The organism is Undibacterium sp. WLHG33 (assembly GCF_049544815.1).
Lineage (GTDB): Bacteria > Pseudomonadota > Gammaproteobacteria > Burkholderiales > Burkholderiaceae_D > Undibacterium.
This window is the reverse complement of sequence record NZ_CP186697.1, coordinates 3,312,508-3,335,929: the sequence shown is the minus strand read 5'-3', so window position 1 is coordinate 3,335,929 and position 23,422 is coordinate 3,312,508. Positions and strand designations below refer to the sequence as shown.

At 51.3% G+C, this 23,422-nt stretch carries 24 protein-coding genes; 15 read left to right on the top strand and 9 right to left on the bottom strand.

The window, feature by feature from the left end:
• Positions 1-240 precede the first annotated feature (240 nt).
• From ACOTSW_RS15085 to ACOTSW_RS15050, 8 genes are all read left to right on the top strand, one after another.
• On the top strand, positions 241-1,215 hold the full coding sequence (locus ACOTSW_RS15085) for a D-2-hydroxyacid dehydrogenase family protein (protein WP_423679898.1): 975 nt from the start codon (positions 241-243) through the stop codon (positions 1,213-1,215).
• A gap of 148 nt (positions 1,216-1,363) precedes the next feature.
• The gene (locus tag ACOTSW_RS15080; RefSeq protein WP_423679897.1) at positions 1,364-1,864 is read left to right on the top strand and encodes a hypothetical protein; all 501 of its coding nucleotides are present in this window, start codon (positions 1,364-1,366) and stop codon (positions 1,862-1,864) included.
• A gap of 325 nt (positions 1,865-2,189) precedes the next feature.
• Positions 2,190-2,675, top strand: coding sequence for a hypothetical protein (locus ACOTSW_RS15075; RefSeq protein ID WP_423679896.1), 486 nt, complete (start codon positions 2,190-2,192; stop codon positions 2,673-2,675).
• Positions 2,676-3,278: 603 nt separating this feature from the next.
• Positions 3,279-3,689, top strand: a complete 411-nt coding sequence (locus tag ACOTSW_RS15070; RefSeq protein WP_423679895.1) for an ester cyclase — start codon at positions 3,279-3,281, stop codon at positions 3,687-3,689.
• Positions 3,690-3,699: 10 nt separating this feature from the next.
• Positions 3,700-4,200 carry a RidA family protein gene (locus ACOTSW_RS15065; protein ID WP_423679894.1) on the top strand — a complete coding sequence of 167 codons (501 nt, stop codon included), beginning with the start codon at positions 3,700-3,702 and terminating at the stop codon, positions 4,198-4,200.
• Between the two features lie 160 nt (positions 4,201-4,360).
• Positions 4,361-4,753, top strand: a complete 393-nt coding sequence (locus ACOTSW_RS15060) for a VOC family protein (protein WP_423679893.1) — start codon at positions 4,361-4,363, stop codon at positions 4,751-4,753.
• Positions 4,754-5,270: 517 nt separating this feature from the next.
• Entirely contained in the window at positions 5,271-6,080 is an 810-nt protein-coding gene (locus ACOTSW_RS15055) for an HNH endonuclease (RefSeq protein ID WP_423679892.1), read from the top strand.
• Between the two features lie 124 nt (positions 6,081-6,204).
• Positions 6,205-6,360 (top strand): hypothetical protein, encoded by a 156-nt coding sequence (locus ACOTSW_RS15050; protein ID WP_423679890.1) that lies wholly within the window; start codon positions 6,205-6,207, stop codon positions 6,358-6,360.
• A 1-nt stretch (position 6,361) separates the two neighbouring features.
• On the opposite strand, the gene sugE is transcribed toward ACOTSW_RS15050, so the two are convergent.
• Positions 6,362-6,682 carry a quaternary ammonium compound efflux SMR transporter SugE gene (gene sugE, locus ACOTSW_RS15045; protein WP_423679889.1) on the bottom strand — a complete coding sequence of 107 codons (321 nt, stop codon included), beginning with the start codon at positions 6,680-6,682 and terminating at the stop codon, positions 6,362-6,364.
• A gap of 261 nt (positions 6,683-6,943) precedes the next feature.
• Entirely contained in the window at positions 6,944-7,717 is a 774-nt protein-coding gene (locus tag ACOTSW_RS15040) for an L-asparaginase (protein WP_423679888.1), read from the bottom strand.
• A gap of 120 nt (positions 7,718-7,837) precedes the next feature.
• Between ACOTSW_RS15040 and ACOTSW_RS15035 the strand changes: the two genes are divergently transcribed.
• Both ACOTSW_RS15035 and ACOTSW_RS15030 read left to right on the top strand, forming a co-directional pair.
• Positions 7,838-8,323, top strand: a complete 486-nt coding sequence (locus ACOTSW_RS15035; RefSeq protein WP_423679887.1) for an asparaginase domain-containing protein — start codon at positions 7,838-7,840, stop codon at positions 8,321-8,323.
• A gap of 10 nt (positions 8,324-8,333) precedes the next feature.
• Positions 8,334-8,828 carry a hypothetical protein gene (locus ACOTSW_RS15030; protein ID WP_423679886.1) on the top strand — a complete coding sequence of 165 codons (495 nt, stop codon included), beginning with the start codon at positions 8,334-8,336 and terminating at the stop codon, positions 8,826-8,828.
• Between the two features lie 125 nt (positions 8,829-8,953).
• On the opposite strand, the gene hisC is transcribed toward ACOTSW_RS15030, so the two are convergent.
• Together hisC and alaC are read right to left on the bottom strand one after the other, a co-directional pair.
• Entirely contained in the window at positions 8,954-10,015 is a 1,062-nt protein-coding gene (hisC, locus tag ACOTSW_RS15025) for a histidinol-phosphate transaminase (protein WP_423679885.1), read from the bottom strand.
• Between the two features lie 143 nt (positions 10,016-10,158).
• The gene (alaC, locus tag ACOTSW_RS15020) at positions 10,159-11,424 is read right to left on the bottom strand and encodes an alanine transaminase (protein ID WP_423679884.1); all 1,266 of its coding nucleotides are present in this window, start codon (positions 11,422-11,424) and stop codon (positions 10,159-10,161) included.
• Between the two features lie 181 nt (positions 11,425-11,605).
• Here alaC and ACOTSW_RS15015 point away from each other — a divergent pair, with 181 nt between their 5' ends.
• On the top strand, positions 11,606-12,481 hold the full coding sequence (locus tag ACOTSW_RS15015) for a Dyp-type peroxidase (protein WP_423679882.1): 876 nt from the start codon (positions 11,606-11,608) through the stop codon (positions 12,479-12,481).
• On the opposite strand, the gene ACOTSW_RS15010 is transcribed toward ACOTSW_RS15015, so the two are convergent.
• Positions 12,440-15,358, bottom strand: a complete 2,919-nt coding sequence (locus ACOTSW_RS15010; RefSeq protein ID WP_423679881.1) for a bifunctional diguanylate cyclase/phosphodiesterase — start codon at positions 15,356-15,358, stop codon at positions 12,440-12,442. The two genes, ACOTSW_RS15015 and ACOTSW_RS15010, sit on opposite strands and share 42 nt — an antisense overlap.
• 409 nt (positions 15,359-15,767) lie before the next feature.
• On the opposite strand from ACOTSW_RS15010, the gene ACOTSW_RS15005 reads away from it, so the two are divergent.
• Positions 15,768-16,082 carry a metal-sensitive transcriptional regulator gene (locus tag ACOTSW_RS15005; protein WP_186895925.1) on the top strand — a complete coding sequence of 105 codons (315 nt, stop codon included), beginning with the start codon at positions 15,768-15,770 and terminating at the stop codon, positions 16,080-16,082.
• Between the two features lie 57 nt (positions 16,083-16,139).
• Here ACOTSW_RS15005 and ACOTSW_RS15000 read toward each other — a convergent pair whose 3' ends face one another.
• Complete coding sequence (locus tag ACOTSW_RS15000; RefSeq protein WP_423679880.1) at positions 16,140-17,660, bottom strand: DUF4080 domain-containing protein; 1,521 nt, start codon at positions 17,658-17,660, stop codon at positions 16,140-16,142.
• Positions 17,661-17,932: 272 nt separating this feature from the next.
• Here ACOTSW_RS15000 and ACOTSW_RS14995 point away from each other — a divergent pair, with 272 nt between their 5' ends.
• Positions 17,933-18,247, top strand: a complete 315-nt coding sequence (locus ACOTSW_RS14995; protein WP_423679879.1) for a hypothetical protein — start codon at positions 17,933-17,935, stop codon at positions 18,245-18,247.
• A 107-nt stretch (positions 18,248-18,354) separates the two neighbouring features.
• Entirely contained in the window at positions 18,355-18,681 is a 327-nt protein-coding gene (locus ACOTSW_RS14990; protein ID WP_423679878.1) for a SlyX family protein, read from the top strand.
• A gap of 117 nt (positions 18,682-18,798) precedes the next feature.
• Here ACOTSW_RS14990 and ACOTSW_RS14985 read toward each other — a convergent pair whose 3' ends face one another.
• The 3 genes from ACOTSW_RS14985 to ACOTSW_RS14975 all read right to left on the bottom strand — a co-directional run bounded on the left by ACOTSW_RS14985 (position 18,799) and on the right by ACOTSW_RS14975 (position 22,474).
• The gene (locus ACOTSW_RS14985; RefSeq protein WP_423679877.1) at positions 18,799-19,764 is read right to left on the bottom strand and encodes an MBL fold metallo-hydrolase; all 966 of its coding nucleotides are present in this window, start codon (positions 19,762-19,764) and stop codon (positions 18,799-18,801) included.
• Positions 19,765-19,897: 133 nt separating this feature from the next.
• On the bottom strand, positions 19,898-20,761 hold the full coding sequence (locus ACOTSW_RS14980) for an HDOD domain-containing protein (RefSeq protein ID WP_423679875.1): 864 nt from the start codon (positions 20,759-20,761) through the stop codon (positions 19,898-19,900).
• A 45-nt stretch (positions 20,762-20,806) separates the two neighbouring features.
• Positions 20,807-22,474 (bottom strand): methyl-accepting chemotaxis protein, encoded by a 1,668-nt coding sequence (locus ACOTSW_RS14975; protein ID WP_423679874.1) that lies wholly within the window; start codon positions 22,472-22,474, stop codon positions 20,807-20,809.
• A gap of 230 nt (positions 22,475-22,704) precedes the next feature.
• Between ACOTSW_RS14975 and ACOTSW_RS14970 the strand changes: the two genes are divergently transcribed.
• Entirely contained in the window at positions 22,705-23,388 is a 684-nt protein-coding gene (locus ACOTSW_RS14970) for a glycine-rich domain-containing protein (protein ID WP_423679873.1), read from the top strand.
• Positions 23,389-23,422: the final 34 nt, after the last annotated feature.

Sequence of the window (23,422 nt, the reverse complement as noted above, 5' to 3'; positions counted from 1 at the left end):
TCCAGCAAGGCGAACACGATGGCGGCGGTTCTGTCGGATAATAGGCAATCAGGAGGATGATCCCGACTCCAGCTTGCGTCGGCGCGGTAGGCGGACGGAAGAATCAAAAAGCTACGTAACCGGATATTCTACACGGACGCGCCCATTTGGGTGCAGTTCACATCAGATTTATTATCACAGTAATACTGTTTTTGAAAGTGAAACTGTTTCAACGGTTTCGCTGCATAAGGAAAAAAAATCATGAAGATTGCCATCCTCGATGATTACCAGGATGTTGTCCGGCATTGCGCCTGTTTTGCCATGCTCAAAGACCATGACGTCAAAGTGTTCAACAGCAGCGCGGTTGGCGTCGGCCAGCTGGCAATACGCCTTGCCCCGTTTGACGCCCTCGTCCTGATCCGTGAACGCACCCGCTTTAACCGCGCCCTGCTGCAACGCCTGCCGAATTTAAAACTCATCTCGCAAACCGGCAAAGTCGCCGGACACATCGACCTCGCCGCCGCCAGAGAAAAAGGCATCGCCATTGCCGAAGGCGTCGGCGACGCCACCGCCCCCGCCGAGCTGACCTGGGCGCTGATCATGGCCGCCTCGCGCCGCCTGACTAATTACTCGTCTTTACTGCAACAGGGAACCTGGCAGGCATCTTCCGTCCAGCCGGAGCGCAACCGACTGGGGCGCGTGTTAAAACAACGCCGCCTCGGCATCTGGGGTTACGGCAAAATCGGCAAACGCATCGCCAGTTACGCTGCCGCGTTTGGTATGCACGTCACGGTCTGGGGCAGTGAAACCAGCCGCGCACAAGCGCTGCAGGATGGCTATCAGGCCGCTGCTTCGCGCGAGGCATTTTTTACCGACAGCGATATTGTCACCCTGCACCTGCGCCTGAATGACGCCACGCGCGGCATCGTCCAGCCAGACGACCTGGCCCGCATGAAACCGGATGCCCTGTTCGTCAACACCAGCCGCGCCGAACTGCTGGCACCGGACGCCCTCGTCCACGCGCTTGATGCCGGCCGCCCCGGCTTCGCCGCCATCGACGTCTTTGAAACCGAACCCGTACCGCAAAATCACCCGCTGCTACGCCGTGAAAACGTCCTCGTCACACCGCACATCGGCTACGTCGAACAAGACAGCTACGAACTCTATTTCGCCGCCGCATTTCAAAACATCCTGAATTTCGCGGCCGGAACGCCGACCAATTTATTGCGGGAGTGAAGGTGGGTGTGGATAAGGTCGGAGATATGCACAATCAGCAAATACAACAAGGCTGTATGCGGCTTTCAAGGTAGTTATAAAAATTGTCTTTTTTGACACTCCGAGTTAAGCTTCAGTTTTGTCAAATTAAATGGCGCTAGGATCATAAATGTCAAAGAACGAGAAAGGGATCTGGGTTGGAGTCATTCCGAGTACAGGAGTCCTCATCGTTTTTGATCCAGAGTTGCAATTTGCAGATCAAAAAACTATTAACGTCTACTCAGTCAAAAGAAATCTCGTTCGAGAGTTTGATCCGGCGAAAATTCGAGATAAAGTGCGTACGGTCGATGGTTTGCAACGTGAACAAGCTTTGGAGAAGTACTTCTCATGGAAGGTGGCTAATGACGCTGAGTTAATGTCGATTGAATATTCTAAGTTAGAGCGGCTTCGCATAGAGCGAGAAAGGACCATTGAACGTCACAGAGAGTTCCTAATTGCTCATGGTTATAAATATTTAGGGATCGCGGTATCAAAAAAACGTGTTAATAGAATTACTCATTGTTGGAATTGCAAGAGTCATCTGGACAATGCTATAGACGTTGAGTGTGTATCTTGCGGCTGGATAGTTTGTCGTTGTGGAGCATGTGGTTGTGGTAGACAAGACCACTGACTCATTATTAAAAAGAAATACAGAAGAACACTTGTCACTTCGCGGCATATCCTGTGTGCGTAATTAACGCGGTGTAGAATCCAAATTCGATTCCTCCTACACGATGATCACATCTCAGACACGCCTATGCGTAAATCTGGCATTATCAACAGGCGCAAAGTGAGTGAGACAATCTCAGGCGTTCTGTATTGAAGGGTTTTCTAAGTTGGAATATTAAGGCTCAGCACCATCATGGAATTCGAAGAAAATAGTTTTTTTGACATCCCGAGTTAAGCTTTAATTTTGTCAAATTAAATAACGTTTGGCGTCACAAAGGGAGGATAGTGTGAGCAAAGAGACAGAGCAACATGCTGTTGCAGTTCGAGTCGCTGTTTCTGCCTCTGAGCAGGAGCGCGAGGCGTTGCTGCTGTGGATGCTTCAACTAGTTCATATCCGAAATAGCGGGGTTTCCAACGTACAGAAGGCAAAGCAAGCTCTGCATGTCACGTCTCACAGCAAGGTTATTTGGCCAGTTGTCAAGATTCTCGGGCAGGAAATAAAACGCCTAGGGTGGGACGAGCGCGGAACAAAAAGTCGGTTTGGTATCGTCGGTGCCGGTCTTGGTCTTACCTTCTTTGGTACACAAGGTGCGGGTATAGCTGCGCTGGGCACTGCAATCGGAGTACCACTCTGGATTGTCCTTGGCGCGGGGGCATATTTCGCTCCGGTTCTTATCGAAGAACTGCGCAAGCACATTCCTGAATCTCGCCAGCCGTATCAAAAAGAAGACTCGTATGAAATCATCGGTGTCGACGCTACCCCGAGGAAATGAATATATGATGCCCGCCTATCATTCCATTGGATCGTCTCTGATTTTAAATTCAAACGTAGGGTGCTAAAACAATGATTTCTGTTGGGCGGCGAATTCAGGAAGCTATCGACCACATGGGTATCGAAGTTCCGTTGCATGCCCAACTCAACAGTCAATCTGACGCTGCGCGATGATTAGGACGCAGAGCTCCGGTCACTTCAACGCTGAATTCATAATCCGAATATTCCCCCAGCGTCGATCGCATTAACCTGATACCAGCGTTATCTACTCGGTATCGAGTATCCAATCCACAGCCTCCCACAGCCTCAAAACGCCAAAAATATACTCCCCGGGGTATGTATACAAGCCCAATGTCTATGCTGAGATTAAGGGCGTTTTCTTAAAAACTAGGGGGAGTATGCAGAATTCGGGCTGTTCGCCTGTGGTGTGATGATGATTTTTGTTCATACAATTGCGCTGTATATAAATACAGTATAATTGTTTGCAGCAAGCTTCCATGTCGCTTACAAGGCAATGGGGGAAAATGTCTTTTTTACACCCAGAGTTAAGCTTCATTTTTGTCAAATTCAATCAAGGTTCGAGCTGACTAATGTCGATATTGCTATGAATACTCTTTCTGAAAACAAACAAATCGTCGCACGCTTCAATCGTGAAGTCATTGAACAAGGCAATATGCAGACCTTCAATGAACTGGTGGCTGCTGATTTCATCAACCACACTGCGCCACCAAGCACGCCCAATGGGCGCGATGGTTTCGCTGCGTTTTTTACTAACGTCCTGCGGCCAGCCCTGCCCGATCTGACGGTCGAGTTACACGATCAGATCGCCGAAGGCGACAAAGTCGTCACCCGCAAGACGATTTCCGGCACGCACCAGGGCATGTTTCTCGGCGTTCCGGCGACCGGGCGCCGCATCCGCATTAACGTGACCGACATCGTCCGCATCAAGAATGGCCAGTATGCCGAGCACTGGGGCAACGCTGATCTGCACGGCGCATTGGCGCAAATGAAGTAATGGCAGCACCATGCGCGCGCCCGGTTACCCACTGAACGTACGCCACACACCGGGGCGCAGCGATGCGCCCGACACCCTCTGCAATTTACCCACCGGAGCAACCATGACGCAATCCATCGTCCGCCTGAACCCACCCACCTTGCCAAACGCTGGCGATATGGGCTACTCACAAATATCCATCGTTACGCCGGGACGCATGGCGTATATCTCCGGCCAGGTCGCGTGGCGGGCAGATGGTCAGCCGGTGCCAGCCGGGCTGGCCGAGCAAATGCAGCTCGTCGCGCTGAATGCCAAAGCCGCACTGGACGCCGTCGCCGCCACGCCGCACGATGTGGTGCTGGCACGTGTTTATCTGGTCAACCTGACGCCTGAACGCATGGAAGAACTGATGCCACCGTTTCTGGCCACCTTTGAAGGCGCACAACCCTGTGTGACCGGCATCGGTGTGGCGGCGCTGGCGGCACCGGATCTGCAGGTGGAAATGGAACTGGTTGTCCGGCTGCCTGATTAACAGCCGCAACCCGTTCTGAAACAAACCTGAGCGATCATTCCAGCGGATCACCAGATAGCTTTTTTTGCCATCCGCTGAATTTACTGCTCAGGCTTCATGCCAAATACAACGCGGTAAAAACGTCACGATCACAAACGCCTTTTGAGCGAAGGAGCGAAAGATGAATCCCGTCATCCACTTTGAAATGCCGTATCAAGACGCGACCCGCGTGGCGGATTTTTACAGCGCCGCCTTTGGCTGGCAGACACAGGCACTCGGCCCCGCGATGAACAATTACGTCGTTGCCAACACCTGCGAAACCGCCGATGGACGACCTACTCAGCCAGGCACCATCAACGGCGGCTTTTTTGAGAAAACACCGGATAACCCGGCGCAGCAGCCATCGGTGGTCATCGCGGTCGATAACCTGCAAGCCGCCATCGCCAAAGTGACCAGCGCAGGCGGCAGCATACTCGGTGAACCCATGAACATCCCGGGCATCGGCACCTATGTCTCCTTCCTCGACACCGAAGGCAACCGCGTGGCGATGCTGCAGGCACTGCCACCTGCCTGACACAGGCACAGCCACGGTCCTGGCGCGGCGCAGCAAGACGAGCCCGGCATGGTTTATCTGCCCCTGGCGATCCAATTTGCCGCATCCCAGGCACTCAAAACCTGAAAAATATACTCCCAGGGGTATGTTTACAAGCCCAATGTTGATGCAGGGATTAAGGGTATTTCTTTAAAAACAGGGGGGGAGTATGCAGAATGCGGGCAGTTTTCCCCGTGTTTTATAGTTTGACGTGCTGCCTTTTGCCGGATGCGCCTGTGCGTTAATCAGATGTTATGCACAGGCATATTTGAGACTGCAACAAACTCAGACGTGGTGCAGGCAGGTTCCTGTTGTTATGCTGAATTTATATGTGCGGTATAACAATGTAGAAGTCGTATTCATGCGGCTTTTGAGGCGATTGAAACTCAATTGTTATATATATATCATTGTGTTAATGTTGGTTTTTGCACTTTAAAACAAGTTGGGCGGCAGTGAAACACCTGTGCATGCCAGATCCCTAATTAGGAGTTGTTAGTAGATGATTTCAATTTTCAAGGATGGAGATGCTTCCATCTGGATACCGGTTGCAAAAGGCAAAAATGGCGGCCCTGCTCGAGCTTTTCTTCCTATCAATGGCCTCGAGGGAACTTATCGATACGGCTACAAAGCCGCTCCATCGACAGGCGGGTATTTCGATGCCTTGCGCGATGTTCAGCAATCTTTCGTTGAGAACGAGCACAAAGTCTTCGTCGTCAATTCTGGAAGGAAAGAGGAAAAACAATATAGAGCACGCTGGCGGCACGGCAACGAAACAGGGTCTCCGCTTTTAGGCCCTACGTTGGGTTGGGTCCGAGTCCAAGTCGATCGGCTAGATGAGCTTGCTGAGTCACACTTGGAAAAGGCCCTTCCAGAGGGTGTCAAATTTGCCGAGCTTCCTACTGCAGACGTCGAGCCTGTTCTCTGTGATTCTCCAGAATCGTTAGAACACGAAGCCTCGAAATTGTTTCTCGAAACTAAGTTGGGTAAGCCTTTGGGCCAAGCTGCTCCAGCTAGCCAAATGAGTTCAACCGAGCAGTTTGTCCGAGATGCAGCAGTAGTCGCCTATGTGCTCAGGGACGCCAGGGGAATTTGTGAGTGTTGTGTGCAGTCGGCGCCGTTCACAAAGCCTAATGGCCTGCCTTACTTGGAAGTGCATCATGTAAAGCGGCTAGCATCTGGTGGTTCTGATAAAATTTCGAATGCTGTTGCTGTTTGCCCAAATTGTCATAGAGAGTTGCACCACGGTGCCAATTCTGTCGAGTTGGCGGAAAGCTTGTATTCGAAAGTTAGCCGCCTTGAGCGGGAGTGAAGCTGCCGCCCAACAAATCGTTGCAGCGGAGGTTTGATCTGCCTCGCACGTTTGCTGTCGTAAGAGTATGCGTCGCCTCAAACGCTGCTGAACTTAGGCGTTCGGTGGCAAGGAGCGAAAGCTGATGGACGCAAGTGACCGAGATCGAAAGAAGGCCTGGAAGCTTCAACAGCAGAAGCTTGCACAGGACACATTTCCAATCTCCGATTCGCTGCTAGAGTCGCTGTTCGAGGCTGTGGATGCAGAAGTCGAGAACTCGGGCGGCGACCACACATTGTGATTCAGGCAGGCGTGGCGAGTTTCAGGCCGATGATGCCGCAGACGATCAGGGCGAGGCTGAGCAGGCGGGCCGGGTTGGCGGGTTCGCCGAACAAAATGATGCCAAAAATCGCGGTGCCGACGGCGCCGACGCCGACCCAGATCGCGTAGGCCGTGCCGACTGGCAGGCCTTTCATGGCGCTGCCGAGTAAGCCCACGCTCACTGCCATCGCGGCCAGTGTCAACGCGCTGGGCCAGAAGCGGGAAAAACCTTCGGTATATTTGAGGCCGATCGCCCAGACGATTTCAAACAAGCCTGCGGTGATGAGGATAAGCCAGTTCATATAGTGTTCCTTGTGCGGTGGCAGGGTCGTCCCTGCAAAAAATCGGAACCGCAGAGGTCGTCCTCTGGCGGGGATGCTGCTGAATTTGGCGTTATTGGCAGTGGTGGTGGCTGCGGTTTTTTCCGTGCTGGCCTGATGCACTGGTGAAGTGGCTAAAAGCACTGAAAAATACTCCCCCCAGTATATTTTACAGCCCAATGTTCATGCTGAGATTTGGGGTGTTTTGCTAAAAACAGGGGGGAGTATATCTTCCGACACTGTTTAAATATCGATGGGCAGGCTCCAGCCGGACGGTATTACATCGTGGCGCACGACGGCGCGTTGCTGGTGGCGGCGGGCGATGCTGTCGGGGCTCCAGGTGCGTTCCCAACCGGGCGGATACGGTAATTGCCGTTCCAGCGCGGGCTGGCGCTGGCGCACGCCAATGACGGGCAGATACAGCGGCAGCGGGTTGTCGGCGGTGTCGGCACCGAGGCTGTAGGCGTAATCGGGCAGCAGCGCATCGCAGACGTCGGCAAACCAGGCACTGTGATCTTCGTCGCGGCCCAATGCCTGCGCCAACCCGGCGGGGTCGAACTGGGCCAGTGCCTGACTCAGTTCGGCGCTGCTGGCACCGGGCGCGTCGCCCCAGCCCATCACCGGATTAAAAATATAGTCAGCGCCGGAACCATACCAGCCTTCGCGGCACGGACGTTGCATCCAGTTGCGCGTGCCAGTGAATAACTGCCAGCGCCAGTGCAGGCCGGAGGCTTTCGGCCAGATATACAGATACAGTTTTTGATAACCGGCGGCGTGCAACTCGCGCACCATCGCCATCAGGCGCGCCTGCGGCATGCGTTCCGGCGGGTCGCGCCGAAACAGGATCGGGCTGCCGTCGGCATGCTGGACGTCGTCGGTGGATAAGTTCAGATCAAGGGTGCGCTTTTCATCGCCAAAACGGGCGGCGACCCAGCCGGTCAGCAGATTCACCGCGGTCAGCACGCCGTAGCCGCGATGACGGTGAAAAATAACAGTGCCTGGGGCGATCGTTTTCATGATGGTGCGTGGGACAGAAAAAACAGCTCAGCGATGATGAGGCGCAAGTGTAGCAGCTTTCAGCACACCGCCTGGCGCGTTACAATGACAGCCTCTGAGACTTCATTTTTCCGGCACACTATGAGCTTGCGTATCCTCGCCACCGGCGGCACTTTTGATAAACATTATGATGAAATCGCGGGCAAGCTGAGTTTTGCCGACAGCCATTTGCCGGAAGTGATACGCCGCGCGCGGCTGACGGTGCCGGTCGAGCTGGATATCTGCATGCTGATGGATTCGCTGGATATGGATGACAGCCACCGTCAGACGATATTAGCGGCTTGCCAGGCGTCGGCCGAAAAAGCGATTGTGATTATTCACGGCACCGACACCATGCGCGAAACAGCTGAGGTGCTGGGCGCGGCAAATCTTGGGAAAACCATCGTGTTTACCGGCGCGATGATCCCGTATGAAATTGCAAATTCCGATGCTTTGTTTAATCTGGGTTTTGCCTGTGCCGCTGCGCAATTACTGTCGCCGGGCGTGTATGTGGCGATGAACGGCAAAGTCTTTCCGTGGAACGACGTGCAGAAAAACCGCACGGCGGGCGTATTTGTGAATAAATGAGGATGACATCATGAGATGGCTGCTGGCAGTGGCACTGCTGACGATTTCCGCGCTGGCATCGGCGGCGGATGTGCGTTTTGACTCGTTTTATTTCTTTCAGTCTGAAAGTGTGATGCAACAAAAAGGCATCAATGTCGATAGCCTCGGCCGGTACACGCGGGCGTTGCAATCGCAGATTTACAAGGCATTTAAAAAGACGAAAGTCGCACCCAGTACAGGTTATGTCGTGATCGCGATCCGCTCCGATGGGGCAACGTATTCATGGCTGGATATGACGCCGACGGTGCACGAATATTTTGATAATCAGATTTACGATATCGTGCAGAAACTGCCGCCACCGGAAGTGAAAACCGGCATCTTCGTATTTGCGATGAAGATGGCGATCGATACCCCGGTCTTCACCAGAAAAGCCGTTCCTGAGCCTGCCGACTGGCCGGCAGCGAGAAAAAAAATCAGTAATCCGAATAACATTGAAGAACTGGTGATGTCGCTCTGGCCGGATTAAAAATTGCAGCAGCGAACATCGTATTTTTCATCGCATTAAAAAAACGGCGTGATTTCTGAGTAAGGAAATCACGCCGTTTTTGTATGGATAGTAGTCTGTTGACGGTTCGCTGCAGTAGCGAATGATTAGGCCAGCAATGCTTCCAGCGCTTCGGTCAGCAATTGCGATTCGGCATCGGTGCCGATGGAAATTCGCAAGAATTGTTCTATCCGCGGCAACCGGAAATGGCGCACGATAATATGCCGCGCGCGCAGGTCTTGTGCCAGTGTCGCCGCATCATGTTCAGGGTGACGCGCAAACACAAAATTCGCCGCTGATGGCAAGACTTCAAATCCCAATTCCTGCAAACGTGCCGTGAGCTTTTGCCGCGTGTTGATGACGGCATCACAGGTCAGTTTGAAATAGTCCTGATCTTCAAATGCCGCGATCGCACCGGCAACCGCAAGTCTATCCAGCGGGTAAGAATTGAAACTGTTTTTGACGCGGTTCAGCGCTTCGATCAGATCAGGATGACCGACCGCCAGCCCTACCCGCAAGCCCGCCAGCGAGCGCGATTTTGACAAGGTTTGCACCACCAGCAGATTTGGAAACTGCGCTACCAGGCTGATCGCCGAAGTACCGCCGAAATCAATATAGGCTTCATCTACCACCACGACGGAGCGCGGATTATTCTTCAGCAACTCAGTGATTTTTGCCAGACCGAGCGCACAGCCGGTTGGTGCATTCGGATTGGGGAAAATAATCGCGCCGCCATCTGCCTGTGCATAATCCTCGATATCAATCTGAAATTGCGCATTCAGCGGAATGGTTTTGTACGCGATGTCGTACAGGCCGCAATAGACCGGATAAAAACTGTAAGTAATATCCGGAAACAGCAAGGCGCTATCGTGTTTCAGCAATGCCTGAAACGTATGCGCCAGCACTTCATCTGAACTGTTGCCAACAAACACGTGTTGCGGTGTGACCCCGTAATAATCAGCAATCACTTCGCGCAGACGGTCTGAGCCCGGATCAGGATACAGGCGAAGATCGCCAGAGGTGGCTTGCGTGATCGCCGCCAGCACTTTCGGCGACGGTGGATACGGGTTTTCGTTGGTGTTGAGTTTGATCAGATTTTGCAGCTTGGGTTGTTCGCCCGGCACATACGGTGTCAGGGTGTGTACAAGCTTGCTCCAGTATTGGCTCATGATGTTTTTACAAGTGGGACCGCGCACAACAGTTGTCTGGCGCTGATCGGGTGAAGATAAAAATATCGCTGGTGTTTGTGATGACGTTGGTCTTGCCGCAAAAAAGTAAGGGCAATCTGCCCTTACTTTTTATCAGACATAGTTTAGCCGATCAGACCATCTTCTTTGAACATGTGCTTGAGACCACGCAAAGCCTGACGGATGCGCGACTCGTTTTCGATCAGCGCAAAGCGCACGTAGTCGTCACCGTATTCACCGAAACCGATGCCGGGCGAGACGCAGAGTTTGGCTTTTTCCAGCACTTGCTTGGCAAATTCGAGTGAGCCGAGATGGCGGTAATGTTCAGGAATATGCGCCCAGATATACATCGACGCTTTCGGCTTATCGACCATCCAGCCGATGTCGTGCAAGCCTTTGACCAGCACATCGCGGCGGTTCTGATACTGATCGCGAATCTCGTGCACACAGGTCTGATCGCCTTCCAGCGCGGCGATTGCCGCCACCTGCACCGGCGTGAAACTGCCGTAATCGTGATAGCTCTTGATGCGTGCCAGTGCGGCGACTAATTCTTTGTTGCCGACCATGAAACCGATGCGCCAGCCTGCCATGTTATAACTTTTCGACAGCGTGAAAAATTCCACCGCCACGTCACGCGCGCCCGGCACCTGCATGATGGATGGCGCTTTCCAGCCGTCATACACGATATCGGCATACGCCAGATCATGCACGATCAGAATATTGTGTTCTCTGGCGAGTTTCACCACACGTTCGAAAAATTCCAGCTCGACACATTGCGCGGTCGGATTTGATGGGAAACCGAAAATCATCATCTTCGGTTTCGGATAAGTTTCGCGTATCGCGCGTTCCAGTTCGCTGAAAAAATCCACGTCCGGACTCATGCGTATCGAACGGATATCGGCACCCGCAATCACCGCGCCGTAAATGTGTATCGGGTAACTCGGATTCGGTACCAGTACGGTGTCGCCTTTGTCCAGCGTCGCCAGCATCAGATGCGCCAGACCTTCTTTTGAACCTATGGTGACGATGGCTTCGGAATCGGGATTCAGATCAACCGCGTAACGGTCTTTATACCAGCGCGCAATCGCACGACGCAGGCGCGGTATGCCTTTGGACGCGGAATACCCATGCGTATCAGGCCGTTGCGCGACTTCGACGAGTTTATCGACGATGTGTTTTGGTGTCGTGCCATCCGGATTGCCCATGGACATATCGATGATGTCTTCGCCACGGCGACGGGCGGCCATCTTGAGTTCGGCCGTGATATTAAACACGTAAGGCGGCAGACGATTGATGCGGGAGAACGAAAATTTTGGCGAGGAAGCAGGCGTGGATGCAGGTGTATTTTCACCCGTTGAACCCCGGCCCGGCGGAGTAAGTGTGTTTGTCATGATCAGTTTGTGTGTGGTTAACGTAGCGCCCGGAACCGTCCGAGCGACGTGGAAGCGCGAACTTCCTTTTTCATTGTACTCACCAAATGACGATGTTCACAAGACTTTTGTACTGCTAAAAAAAGATGCTTACGCTATGCTGTCGTCATTCATCAGCGTTCACAGAAATACGGAGAAAATTATGTCGCAGCATCAGGCAGCAATCGTGCAGGATTTACCATTGCACGCGGTGTATCTGAGTTTTGATTTACAGGAAAACGCCAGTCAAACTGCGGTACGTCAGGCTTTACAACAATTACAGGCGCTGGCTGACGGGCAGCGTGTGGTGATCGGCATCGGTGCGTCGCTGGCCGGATTTTTACAGGTCAGCGTGCCTGGCTTACGCGAATTCACAGGCATAGCAGGCAGCAAAGTCCGCTTGCCTGTCACACCGGCGGCGTTGTGGTGTTGGTTGCGTGAAGATGAACGTGGCGAGTTGTTGCATCAGCAAATCCGCTTGCAACAGGCACTGGCTGGCGCGTTTGTTTTGCAGCAAAAAACCGAGGCGTTCAAATATGCCGGTGGCCGCGATCTCAGCGGTTACGAAGACGGAACAGAAAATCCGCAAGGCGATGAGGTGCTGGCGGTTGCGATTGCAGCTGATGGCGGCAGCTACGTCGCGATACAGCAATGGGAACACCGTTTTGAACGTTTGCAGGCAATGCCGCAAGCGGAACAGGACAATATGATAGGGCGGCGTAAAGACGACAATGAAGAATTGGACGAGGCGCCGGAATCGGCCCATGTGAAACGCACCGCGCAGGAAAATTTCGAGCCGGAAGCCTTCGTGATGCGCCGTTCTATGCCGTGGGCAGATGGCGCGCGCGGCGGTTTGTATTTCGTCGCTTTCGCGACTTCTTATGCGGCGTTTGAAGCACAGTTGCGTCGCATGTCGGGTGCTGAAGATGGTATAACCGATGCGTTGTTTCAATTCACGCAGCCGCAAACCGGCAGTTATTTCTGGTGCCCGCCGCTGTTATCCGGCAAAGCCGATCTGCGCTTGCTGGGTGTGGACTGAATGTTCCTGTTCTAACAAGCACATAAATTCTTCCATCGGCAAAGGTTTGGAAAACAGATAGCCCTGAAATGCCGTGCAGCTGTGTTTAATCAGAAATGCACGCTGGGCGCTGGTTTCCACACCTTCCGCAATAACGTTCAGACCGAGATTGATACCCAGTGCGATGATGGCGCGAACGATGGTCGCATCATTTTCATCGTGGCTCAGATCTCGTACAAATGACTGATCGATTTTCAGCTGATTCAGCGGCAGTCGCTGCAGATAGGCTAATGAAGAATACCCGGTACCGAAATCATCCATAGAAAAAGCGATACCGAGTTTTTTCAACTCGCGCATTTTTTCTGTGGTGGCATCGATGTTGTCGAGAATGGCACTTTCGGTCAGCTCAATTTTAAGCAGCGCTGGATTAATCTGATGCCGTGCGACGATCTCACTCAGTGTTTCGACAAACGACGTGAGTTGAAATTGTTTGGCACTGACATTCACTGCCAGGCTCAGGTTTGAAGTGGCGGCTGATTTTTCCCATTGCTTCAATTGCGCACAAGCGGTTTCTAAAACCCACTGACCGATAGGAATGATCAACCCGGTTTCTTCTGCCAGCGGAATAAATTCAGCCGGCGAGATGAAGCCGCGATCCGGATACCACCAGCGTATCAGTGCTTCAGCGCCCAGAAATTTACCGTCAGCATTCACTTGCACCTGATAGTAAAGCTGGAACTGGTTCTGTGATAATGCCAGTCGCAGATTCGATTCCAGCAGCATGCGCACCAGTAATATCGCCTGCATTGCCGGATCGAAAAAGCGAACGGTATTTCGCCCGGCAGTCTTGGCTTCATACATGGCGGTATCAGCCCGCTTGAACAAGTCTTTGACCGTGATTTCGTCACCCTGAAATAAGCATACGCCTATGCTGCTGGAACCATGATGTTCAAAATCGGCAATCTGGTATGGTTCACTCAGAATCTGGCGGACTTTTTCTGAAATTTTATCTGCCTGAATAATCGCTTCTTTTCTGTCTGCACTGAGTTCTTCAAGTATGACAACAAACTCATCGCCACCTAGTCGGCCAACGGTGTCGCTTTCGCGTATGCAACTGCTTAAACGCTTTGCTGTTTCTATCAATAACAAATCACCCGCGTCGTGCCCACGGGTGTCGTTCAGATTTTTGAAGTTATCCAGATCGATGAAAAAGATGGCGCTGTGACTGCTGTTGCGCTGACGAACAGAAATCAGATGTTCCAGGCGATCCATCAGCAAGCGGCGATTCGGTAACTGCGTCAGCGAATCGTAAAATGCGAGTTTGCGGATATCTGCTTCATAACTTTTGGAAAGACTGATGTCGGTGAATGAGGCAACATAGTTGCTGATTTCCTGGCCTTCCATGATGGCTGTCAGTGTCAGCATTTGCGGGAACGCTTCGCCATTGCGGCGGAGGCTCCACAGTTCTCCGTTCCAGAAATGTTTCTCTTTCAATGAGTCAAAAATTCTTTGAAAAAAAGCGCTGTCCTGCTCATCGCTTCTGTAAACAGGGGGGCGTTTTCCCAGCATATCTTCTGCGGTGAATCCTGTGATCCGGGTGAATGCCTGATTAACTTTCAGAATTTTCCAATTGGCATCGGTGATGAAAATACCTTCTTGTGATTCGAAGGTGCAGGCAGCGATATGCAAATCTCTTTCCGCTTGTTTGCGGTCTGTAATATCGCTGAGAAAACAATGCCAGAGCATAGCGCCATCGGCTTCGCGCTCAGGCAGTCCATCGACAAACAACCAGCGCACACTGCCGTCAAGGCGATAAAAGCGAAATTCCGTTTGCCATGGCGACAGTTCTCGGGTTGCCTGTGCGAGTTGTTGTCTGGCTGTCTCGACATCACGAGGATCGATTCTGTCTATGAGCTGTTGCGCGTTATCTTTGACGTCTTGATGACTGACTTCTAACATATGCAAGATGCCGATACTGGCGTAAGGGATACTCGTGGTTTTGTCAGAACGTACCCGGTATTGTATTGCCAGGCCGGGCAGGCGGGACGTCACTTTATTGAGCCGCTGATAGGTTTCGTTTATTTTTTTACTGGCGATTACGTTTTCTGATCGCATGGCGTTGATCATCAGAGCAATCAAGGCAATCGTGGTCACATACGCCCAGACCACAACCAGACCGGATGCCTCGAAACTGGAAAACCTGCCGAGATTATTCGATGCGGCCCAGGTCGAGAATATGGCCAAGGCCAGGGTGATGCTGCTGACCGTCAGCAGGCTGAATCGCATCGCGGCCCAGATCATCATGGCGACAATCACGAAACTGAGACGCAGATAGTTATACGGCGATAAAAAAACGAACCAGTTCGCGGCTACGAGCAGAATCAGAAACATCAAAATTTCTTTTTTATGCTCAACTGCACGTAAAGAGTGTCGCGATATTGCAAGTAATACCGGGCTGGCCAGTAATGCACCCACGGTGTCACCGGCAACCCAGATGTACCAGGTGCTAACGGTGAAGGGTTTTCCGGACAGAATGCTTAAAGCCAGTGTGCCAAATGTCGCAGAAATCATCGCGCCGGCCAGCGAAGACAGCGTAAACCACAGTACATCGCGGCGCGCCGCAAAGTGCAGGTCGAAATTTTTTTTATGAAGCATCCAGCAGGTCGCCGCAGGCCCGGTCGTGGAACCGATGGCAAGTAAGATTGCTTGATAAATGGATAATTTCCACCATAACTCCGTGAGCAGAATCGCAATGAAAATTGCTGGAATCATCACTTTGCCATAGCGAAAAATAACGGCAATCGCGACACCGGCAGGTAACCAGAGCAGGCTGAGATTTGAATCGCGATAAGTAATGGAGATTGCCAGGCTGCAAGCGAGAAAATAGATCAGTATCACTGACAGTATCCGGGGAAGCGACTGCTTTGATCTGAAGCGGGCAAACAAGCTGGGGTTCTGCGTCTTTAACATGAAAATTGAATGATGACTAAGCCTGGCTATTATGCGTTATAACGGCAATGAATTGAGTTGGGACATTCCCGGAATTTTTTGTGCAGACATAAAGAACTGATGTCTCTCTTTTGATGTATCTCTTTCTTAGCGGAATGAATCATTCTAATAAAATGATGCTGCGGGTTCTGTCTGAGTCTGATCGGTTCTTCTGTGCAGAATGCTGTCCGGCATTTTTGCGTGTGTCGCGTGAGGCGACACAGTTTCCTTGTCTGGCTTGAATGCTGTTAGCATACTCGGTAGAGTATAGGGGATCATGCCCGTATAACTCATATAAACACTACTCAGGAGAACGAAGATGGCAGATACTCCCCCATTAAAGATAGTTCCAGGGAATGCGTTAAGCGATGCACAGAAAAAAGATCTGATGCACAGACTGGCGCGTATCGAAGGTCAGTTGCGCGGTGTGCAGAAACTGATTGCCAAGGCGGATACAGCCGATGATTGTGAAGGTATCGCCCAACAGATGTCGGCGGCACGCAAGGCGCTGGATCGTTCTTTCGTGACTTTGCTGACGGATTCTGTTGTTACTCAGGCTGAAAAAGCGAAGACGACGGCGGAAGCCATTGAGGGCAGCAAGCGCCTCGCAGCGCTGTTAGAAAAATTCGCCTGATGTTGCCAATGCCACAGACGTTGCCTGCCTGAAGCATCAGCGTTTGTGAGCCTGTATTCAGGCAGCGATATGTCTGCTTTGGCGTTGCGGAGTGGCTTTTGCCGTCGTTTTTTCTGCTACGGGTTTACTGCTGCTTTGTTTGTGCTTGGCATCGCCAGCATAATCGCTGGATACCAGCGCCAGCGCTGCTTCTCTTTCCATGCCACGTTCTTCCTGTAACCATTTGCTGACCAGGCCGGCCAGACGATCAAGGGCAATTCTGTGGGTGGCATCTGTACTCGTGTAAATCCAGTCAGAGAAAGCCAGGAAATTTTCAAATGGCGCGTCGGCCAGAATGACAGGCAGGGTGTTTGCAAAGCGTCCCGAGTTAGCCACCATGTCCCAGTAGCGGGCAAAGCGCACCAGTTTTTGCATGTCGGCGAAGGGTACATCTTTATTCGCCAGTATCGTGTACGGTGGTTGCGGATCGAATGTCAGCTGGAACGCTTCGGTGTGACGTATCACCGGCGTGCCGCGTAAGCGTTTCAAAATACCGAACTGAATTTCATGCGGACCGAGCGCGACCAGTTTGTTAAAGCCCGCCGCAAAACTTTGCATTGTTTCCCCGGGGAGACCAGCAATCAGATCGACATGCAAATGGGCGTGTGAGTGTTCGCACAACCAGCGTATATTTTCGGCTGCTTTGTCGTTGTTTTGCTTACGGCTGATCAGGCTTTGCACTTCAGGATTAAAACTCTGAATACCGATTTCAAATTGCAGCGTGCCTTCGGGGAATTTTTGTATTCCTTCTTTCAGGGCGTCGGGCAAATGATCGGGAACCACTTCAAAATGGGCAAACACCGGATCATCCGGTGCGGCAGCCAGCTTATCCAGAAAAAACTGCATGATTTTCAGGCTGGTCTTGATATTCAGATTGAATGTACGGTCAACAAATTTGAATAAGCGAGCACCGCGCTGATACAGACTTTCCATCTCCGCCAGAAAGACATCAATATCAAACGGCCAGGCGGTTTTATCGAGTGACGACAAACAGAATTCGCATTTGAACGGGCAACCGCGTGAGGCCTCGACATACAAAGTGCGGTGGCGGATATCCTGATCGCTGTAAAGCTGATACGGCAGACGGATATCGTTCATCGGTGGCTGCAGCCCCGCATGGATTTTCATTAAAGGTTGCGGGCCACGCAAAATTTGCTGGCACAAATGGGCAAAGCTGATATCGCCCCAGCCGGTAATCACATAGTCTGCAAGACGGATAATTTCCTGATCACCTGTTTCGTGCGATACCTCTGGCCCGCCAAGAATCACGACCACATCCGGCGCCACCCGTTTCAGAATCGCAACGATCTGGCTCGTTTCAACCACGTTCCAGATATATACACCGAAGCCGACGATGAATTTTTTCCCTGGTTGACGAAAGGCAAGAATTTTTTCCACCACGTCAGTGCTGCGCGCCCCGATCACGAACTCACGAATTTTTGTCTGTTCCTGTAACTCTCCCATATTTGCGAGCAGATAACGCAGACCCAGTGAGGCATGGGTATAGCGGGCATTCAGGGTAGTCAGCAGGATAGTCATGGAGCAGAGAGCAGGCAGAAAGTCGCTATTGTACGCTGTGCGCGGACAATGCTGATTGGTGGTCTTGGGGTATGCCGGAACTTGTCTGGTAGCAGCATATCCGGCGTTGTCATTGCAATGCAGAGCAGTGTAAGAAGGCTCGCGATGTCTTCTTTATTCCGGCTATTTGTAATTTCACTCCTGCGTTTCTGCAGTTCGTCGCATACCGCTCGCTGCTCGACAAACGTTCTTCTACAGTACACACATCAAACAACCACTGAAGGAGAAATAAAATGACATCATCACTGAAAAACACCACCATTTTTGCAGTCGCTGTGTGTGCTGCAGTTTTCGTTACCGGCAGTGCTTTCAACACTGTCAATCATGGTACACAGAATAAAATCCAGACTGTCACCATCACTGCAAAGGCAATGACGGAAGCGCAAAAACTGGCGTATGACGCTGAACAAAACGGGATACAAACTGTCGTGATTTCCGCTAAACGCCTGACGACGGAGCAAAAACTGGCAATGGATCAGCAAGACCAAAAGGACCAGTTCAAACAGCAATCTGTCGCAGAGAAAAACAGCCGCCGCACTGCGATCTGAGGGGAAACATTGATGAGGTATAAATTATTGAAATCAGCGGTTCAAAAAGGTGATGGGCTGTCAGGAGCTGCGACCAATTAGAGCAGGTGCGCTTTTAAAACAAAGCGATGCACCTGAAAGATTGTGGATTGTTTTGCTTTGAAAACATGCCGGAACGAGAATTTTTTGTCGCCCGCAGTATGTGGCATACTGCGACCTCTTTCAAACAAAGTGGTCGCATGATGAATACCGAAGAACGTCTGATTGATCTGGAAATCCGTTTGTCACGACAGGATGATCTGGTCGATACCCTGAATACGCAGGTGTATCGTCAACAGAAAAAAATTGATGAGCTGGAAGCCTTGTGTGCTGCGATGGCAGGCCGTATCCGTGAACTGGCGGTAATGGCGAGCCAGAAAAATACAGTCATCGACGAAAGACCACCGCATTATTAAATTTTCACTCAGCATTACCGGTTACTGAAAATACGGCAGATGAAAAAAGGACGAAAGCTGCAAGGCGTTTCGTCCTTTTTTGTTATGGCCTGCGTGACGACGCAGGAATGAAGCTGGTTATGGTTGTGGCGCGTAATTCAAAGGTGCCCAGGCATAGCCTTTGCCTTCTTTGCGCACGTAGCCCAAGCCTGGGAATGCCAGGTGTGATGCACCCACCAGATAAGACTGCTGCGCTGCATCGGCATAGCCTTTTTTACGTTCAACAGCTGCCGCTTTAGAGTCGGTGTCAAATTGAATAGTGACGGATGGATTCGCAAACTGTACCGCAGCGACGTGCATCAGATCCCCCCACAGTACCAGTGTCTGACCTTTGCTTTCGATTTTATAAATGCTGTGGCCGGCTGTGTGACCGTGTGCTGGCAAGGCCTTGATACCAGGCACCAGTTCTGTTGCTCCGTCAAACGCTTTGAATTTTCCGGCTTTGACATAAGGATTCAGTGAAGCCATCGCACCCTGGAAGAAACCTTTGCTGTCCTGCGGTGCTTTGTCCAGATTGGCCTGATTCAGCCAGAAATCAACATCGTGCTGATCGGCACGTACGACGGCATTCGGGAACACCATTTTTTCGCCATCCATCAGACCACCGACATGGTCAGGATGCATGTGTGTGATGTAAATTTCATCGACCTGCTCTGGCTGATAACCGGCGGCTTTCAGGTTAGCCTGCATTTTTCCCAGAGTAGGGCCGAACAAAGCGCCGGCACCAGCATCAATCAGGACCAGTTTGCTGCCGGTATTGATCAGATAAGCGTTGACGGAGGTATCCAGCGGGCTGTGTTGATGCAATTTAGCGAGTGCCTGATTGACTTTCGCCGGTGTGGTATTGGTCAGTAACTTATCCACAGGAAGTTGCACCGTACCGTCTGATATTGCTGTGACTTCAAAGTCACCCAACATCGTTCTGTAAAAGCCAGGTGCAGCAGTTTTTACCAAGGGCGCTGCAGCATAAGCAGTGTTGACGGAGAGTGCCAATACGCTGGCAGTAGCAAATATTCCGGCAGACAACAGATGCGATACTTTCATTTTTTTTCCTTCAAAGTTATTGATCGGACAAACATGGAAAGCTGATTATGCCGAATAAATGCAAAGTTTGCAGACGACCGGTCTATTTTTTTTGCGGCGCAGCCATCATTGACCTGGCCGGCTGCGTGAAGAATTAGTTGATCAGCGCGTCGGTCAGCGAACCGATATCTTCTTGCGACTCAGTCAGAATTTCTTGTAAAGACTTGTCTCCGACCATGAAGTCGATGGTATCGGTGTTCGCTGTTATCCTGGTCTGATGGCGTTGTCTCAGCGGAGAGACCGTATCGGTAAGATGATTCGCCAACAATAAGGTATCGCCCAGACTGACGGGAGGGATGGCGGGGTCACCTTGCCAGAAACTTTCTATGCCGGTCAGTACCCGCTTGGGGATCATTAATTTCTGCAGCACTGCGCGGGCGATTTCCAGCTCATGGGATTCGTCAGCGGATGGAGAATCCACTTCTGTTCCGGCTTCTAATAATGCAGGAAATTCTTCTGCACGCGACAGCAAATAGAAACCGCCAACTTCATGCACGACGCCGGCAAATAGTGCCGTTTCAGGATCAATCTTGCTGACTTTGCGTGCTAACAGATGGGCGATTGCCGCGACGGTTGCAGAATGCACCCACAGATATTCCATTTTTTCCCGGATGGCATGATCCGAAATTGCCAGGCATATCTGACGCATGATGACAGCGGCAACGACGGATCGTAAAGTGCTGAATCCCAGAATCGAAATGGCCATGCGCACATTGGTAATACCACCACCAAAGCGGCTGTAGGCAACCGAATTGGCGACAGCGATGATACGTGCGGCGACTAATGGCTCCTGAATAATCAGTCTGGCGATGTTGTCGATTCCGTATTGCGGAGTGTCCAGTGCCTTCTGAATTTTGAGTGTTGCCCGGACGTTGGCAGGAAACACCAGTTCGCCCGAGCTGATTTGTGCAACGATGTTACGTAATGCTTGCGACTTTATTACTTCTGACTTCTTCATAAATACTGATAACCGTCTGTTTTACCAAACGTATGGTGGCGGGAATCATGTTTTCATCCCCAGAGTTTTTACAATTCTTCCTGCCGTTGCAGATAGCAAAGATACCGGTGCAGTCGCATCGGTGATACCGGTCTGCACCCGCTGTGCGGGGCGATGATAACGTCCGTCCGTATCAAGTTTAAATGCAGAAACAGCCCGCGCAAGATTGCCAGCCTGTTCTTCCATACTTTCTGCCGCTGCTGCTGCCTGTTCTACCAATGCCGCATTCTGCTGGGTCATTTCGTCCATCTGTGTGATTGCACGATTGACTTCTTCAATGCCGGAACTTTGTTCCTGACCCGCAGCAGTGATTTCTTCCATGATGTCCGCGACATGTCTGACGGAACGGACAATTTCTTCCATGGTTTTACCTGCTGCTTCAACTAATTTGTCGCCGGCCCCGACTTTTTCTACTGAGTCGCCAATCAGCGTTTTGATTTCTTTGGCGGCGTTGGCGCTGCGCTGTGCCAGATTCCTGACCTCGCTTGCCACCACGGCAAATCCACGCCCTTGTTCGCCAGCGCGGGCTGCTTCAACTGCAGCATTGAGTGCAAGAATATTGGTCTGAAAGGCAATTCCATCAATCACACTGATGATATCGACTATTTTACGCGAACTTTCTTTAATCGAATTCATGGTGTCAACAACTTTGCCGACTTCTTCACCACCCTTGATCGCAAAACTGGATGCGGAAGTCACCAGCGCGTTTGCCTGCCGAGCGTTATCGGCATTATGCCGTACGGTTGCGGTGATTTCTTCCATGGAGCTTGCCGTTTCCTCCAGTGCGCCTGCCTGCGATTCTGTGCGTGATGACAGATCGGCATTCCCGGTCGAGATTTCGACGGATGCAATCGCAATCGCGTCAGTACCTTGTCTGACTTCGCTGACGATGTGATACAGGTTGTCGTTCATTTCCTTGAGTGCCAGCAGTAACTCGCTGATTTCATCGTGACCTTCAGGCTCTTCATGAAAAGACAACTCACCGGCAGCAACCCGTTTTGCTATCGCGACGGCCTCACGTAGCGGAGCAGTGATACTGCGTGTGAGGAAAACGGAAATGGCAATACCTGCGCATAAAACCAGCAGCGCCATGATTACCAGCGTTCCCACGGTTTTGTTTGCCGTACTTTCGGATCGCGATGCCAGTTCTGCCGAGGCCGCATCCTGCAAGGCAACCAGTTTGTTAATTTCCAGCAGGGCTTTCTGCTGTAAAGGATCGATCTGCGTGGAGATGACTTTGACCGCTTCTTCGCCATTAAACGAGAGCAGCATTTTGAAGGCTTCTTTGGTCGGAGCATCGACTTGCTGATTGAAGCTGAGCACGGCGTCGAGAATTTTTTTCTCTGCATCATTGAGACCGAGTGCAATCAATTTCTGATGTGCCTCGTTAAACGCATTCTGCTGATTTTTGACGATCACTTTTTGTTTGTCGATTTCGGCCAGATCTGTCTGCAATCCTATATTCCGGATCGCCAGACCACCTTCGAGCAAACTGCTTCTCATCTTTGCTGCCAGTGCTGTTTTGCTATGGGACAGTTCTATGCCCGTCAGCATCTGTTGACGGTTGCGTGCACTGAGCGCGCTGCCGATCATCAGCATCGCAAGCAAAGAAACCAGGATAACGCCGAAGCCGGTTGCGAGACGGGTTCCGATACGAAGTTGGCGCAGATTCATTTGGGCGTCCTTTACAAAATATAACGAAATACGATTGCACAGAAAATAATGTCCGTGAAATAATCAACGCACATCCATCTCGTCGATTACCGGGTTTTACTTATTACTCAGTGTCGTTCATCTTTTAAGCAAGCACGATGCCAGAGCTATCGTTTTTCCTAATCAGGTGATAAGCGTCTGTATCCCATATCCGCTTCATTACACATAAGATAAGAAAGAAATTGATCAGTATGATTCTGGCCCTTACTTTTGTATTGATGACCGCTCTTGCCGCTGCGTTGTGGTATGTCTGGCAGCGGTCCCGAATATTGACGAGAGCTGACTACATCCGCAGTTATATGTTTCCTCCCGGTTTGCTGGAACGCTTACATCAACGTCGCCCTGACTTATCCCTGAAAGACCGGCAACTGGTGGCCAGAGCTTTGCGACAATTTTTTTTGGTGTATCTGAAGTCTGGATACAAGCATATCTCTATGCCGTCGCAAGTGGTGGATGATTTGTGGCACGAATTCATTTTGTACACAAAAAACTACGACGTGTTTTGTCAAAAAGCTTTCGGTCGTTACATGCATCACACGCCGGCTGCCGTATTAGGTGAGAACCAGCGTAGTAATATCGGGCTGCGCCGTACCTGGTGGTTTGCCTGTCTCGAAGAAAACATCAATCCGCGTCGTGCCACTCGCTTACCTCTGCTGTTTGCGCTCGATGCGAAATGGAATATTGCAGATGGTTTTCGTTATGAACCGGATTGCAGTGCCTTACGCAGAAATGGTGATGGCACGGTTTACTGCGGCGGTGATTTTTCCGGAGGAGCAGGAGACAGCGTCGATTTCGGCGATACCAGTTCTTTTGGTGATGTCGCTGACAGCGGCAGCGACAGCTCGTCATGCGGTGGTGGATGTGGCGGCGACTAATAATAGTTTGCCAGTGAATGAAACAACAGAAAGA